A 2,830-nucleotide genomic window follows, 5' to 3' on the forward strand; every position below is an offset into this window, starting at 1 on the left:
TGCTGACGGCGCTCGACGCCTTCCTCGTGCTGCTGCTGATGAACAAGGGCTTCCGCTATCTCGAAGCTTTCGTCGTCGCGCTGCTGATCATCATCTTCAGCTGCTTCGCCATCCAGATCTTCGTCGCCGCCCCGCCGGCAGGCTCGATCCTGCATGCCATGTTCGTGCCATCGTCGCAGATCGTTACCAACCCGGAGATGCTCTACATCGCCATCGGCATCATCGGCGCCACCGTCATGCCGCACAATCTCTATCTGCACTCCTCGATCGTGCAGACCCGCGCCTATGAACGCACCGAAAAGGGCAAGCGCGACGCCATCAAATGGGCAACGACGGACTCGACCATCGCCCTGATGCTGGCTTTGTTCGTCAATGCCGCCATCCTGATCGTGTCGGCGGTCGCCTTCCACAACACCGGCCATCAGGATGTTGCCGAGATCGGCCAGGCTTTCGAGCTGTTGTCGCCGCTGCTCGGCCTTGGCATCGCCTCGATCCTGTTCGCGGTGGCGCTGCTGGCTTCCGGCCTGAACTCGACGGTGACCGCAACGCTTGCCGGCCAGATCGTCATGGAGGGTTTCCTGCGCCTGCGCATCCCCAACTGGGCACGCCGGCTCTTGACGCGCGGCCTCGCCATCATCCCGGTGGTGGTCGTCACCGCGCTCTATGGCGAAAAGGGCACCGGCCAGTTGCTGGTGTTCAGCCAGGTGATCCTGTCGATGCAGTTGCCCTTCGCGGTCGTCCCGCTGGTGCAGTTCGTCTCCGACAAGAAGAAGATGGGCAATCTCGCCATTCCGCGCGGCGTCGCCGCCCTTGCCTGGGTAGTCGCCGCGGTCATCCTGGGGCTCAACTTCAAGCTGCTCTACGACACCATGTTCGGCATCGGCTAAGCTCCGCTTCGAAAATCGACTACCGTGCGCCAAGGGTAGTCTCGCGACAAATCGGCAATCCGCGCTATGTTGTCCCGCAGCATGGCCCGGATCGAAGACATCAGGAAATTCTACGCGCGGCTGCTGGTCGCCCATGCCGGCTCGCCCGACCCACGCCTGGAAGCGGCTTTCACCGAGGTGCCGCGCGAGGCGTTTCTCGGTCCCGGGCCGTGGACGGTCATCGCCGGCAACGGCAAGGTCACGACGCCGAGCGCCGACCCGGCCCATGTCTACCAGAACGTGCTGGTGACGCTCGACGACGACAAGGGCATCAACAATGGCGAGCCCTTCCTGCATGCCATGTGGATCGGAAAGCTTGCGCCTAAACCTGGCGAGGCCGTCACTCATATCGGCGCCGGCACCGGCTACTACACCGCCGTGCTGGCCAAGCTGGTTTTACCAGGCGGCACCGTCACCGGCTTCGAACTCGACGAAAAGCTGGCCGATCTGGCGCGCAAAAATCTCGAAGCATATGGCAATGCAACGGTCGTCCATGGCGATGCGGTGACGACGCCCCTGCCGCCATCCGACATCATCTACGTCAATGCTGGCGTCGCAGCGCCACCAGCAGGGTGGCTGAAGGCGCTGCGGCCCGGCGGCCGCATGATCTTCCCCTGGCGCCCGGCCGAGCGCGTCCCGCTGGCGGTGATGGTGATCCGCACCGAAAAAGGCTTCGCCTGCGATCCGTTCATGCGATCGTGGTTCATTCCCTGCGTCGGCGCCTCGCTCGCAGACTCAGCGTCGAGGATCCCGACGCGCGAGCAGGCCGCGCGCAGCCGCTCGATCTGGCTGGTGCAGGACAGGGCGCCGGACGACACCGCCACCGCCATATCGGGCGATGTCTGGTTCTCGTCGGAAGATCTCCACCCCGGGCCTCGCAAATGATGGTGGTTCGCCAAAATTTATATGTCGGACTGGTGGCTCGTCGCCCGTCCTTGGGCTGAAGTCCGGCCACGACGGCGTGGACCGAAGAACGGGAGCACTGGAATGAGAAAGATCATCTCGGCGACATTCGTCAGCCTCGACGGCGTCATGCAGGCGCCCGGCGGCCCGCAAGAGGATCCGGTCGGCGGCTTCAAGTTCGGCGGCTGGACCTTCCATTACTTTGACGAGGCGGGGGGCGCGGCGATGGATGAACTGTTCTCCAAGCCTTTCGCCCTGCTGCTCGGCCGCAGAACCTACGACATCTTCGCCGCCTACTGGCCGTATCAGAAGGATCCGATCGCGGATGCCTTCAACCCCGCGACCAAATATGTGGCGACGCATCGGCCTGACACCCTCACCTGGCAGAACACGCAAGCGCTCGGACCCGATATCGTCGCGACGTTGCGCCGCCTCAAGCAGGAGGATGGCCCTGACCTGCTCATCCAGGGATCTGGCGATCTGATCCAGACCTTGCTCGCCAACGGGCTGATCGACGAAATTCGGCTGATGATCTTCCCGCTGTTGCTGGGCAAGGGCAAGCGGCTGTTCGGCGACAGCGCGATGCCGGCCGCCTTCAAGCTCATCAAGTCGCAGGCAACCAGCACCGGCGTCATCATGGCGACCTACGAACGATCAGGCGAGATCAAGGTCGGCTCGTTTGTCACAGGGGAGCCATCCGAGGCCGAGCTCGAACGGCGCAAGAACTGGAAGTAGCAGGACCTGGGTTCCTCGCCCCACGATGAAAGATCGACCCCCACTCCGTCTCGGCTTCGCCGAGCCACCTCTCCCCCGATCGACGGGGTAGAGGAAAGGCGCGAGCTTTAGAAAGGTTGGCTCCCTTCCTCTCCCTCCGGAGGGGGGAGAGGTGGCGCTGCGAAGCAGCGACGGAGTGGGGGAAGCCGCTCGTCAATCGCGCCGCCGCCGCAAGACAGACATACCCGACCAGCAAGAAAACTGTCACCCATGCTATCGGTCCATTC

General features: G+C 63.5%; 3 protein-coding genes. All 3 read left to right on the top strand.

Annotated elements, in window-relative coordinates; all coding sequences use genetic code 11:
- Window positions 1-887 (top strand): divalent metal cation transporter (locus EN939_RS28340; protein WP_206528358.1); only part of this gene is annotated, 887 nt, incomplete at its 5' end.
- Window positions 888-968: 81 nt separating this feature from the next.
- The gene (locus tag EN939_RS28345; RefSeq protein WP_164749051.1) at window positions 969-1,811 is read left to right on the top strand and encodes a protein-L-isoaspartate O-methyltransferase family protein; all 843 of its coding nucleotides are present in this window, start codon (window positions 969-971) and stop codon (window positions 1,809-1,811) included.
- 102 nt (window positions 1,812-1,913) lie between these two features.
- A complete protein-coding gene (locus EN939_RS28350) occupies window positions 1,914-2,564 on the top strand; it encodes a dihydrofolate reductase family protein (protein ID WP_127271024.1) in 651 nt (216 codons plus the stop codon).
- The last annotated feature ends 266 nt before the right edge of the window (window positions 2,565-2,830 follow it).

The organism is Mesorhizobium sp. M7A.F.Ca.CA.002.05.1.1 (genome assembly GCF_003998335.1).
Classification (GTDB): Bacteria; Pseudomonadota; Alphaproteobacteria; order Rhizobiales; family Rhizobiaceae; genus Mesorhizobium.

Coding starts and splice junctions, on each gene's coding strand:
- EN939_RS28350 (WP_127271024.1), top strand. CDS start 1,914: ATGAGAAAGATCATCTCGGCGACATTCGTCAGCCTCGACGGCGTCATG.
- EN939_RS28345 (WP_164749051.1), top strand. CDS start 969: ATGGCCCGGATCGAAGACATCAGGAAATTCTACGCGCGGCTGCTGGTC.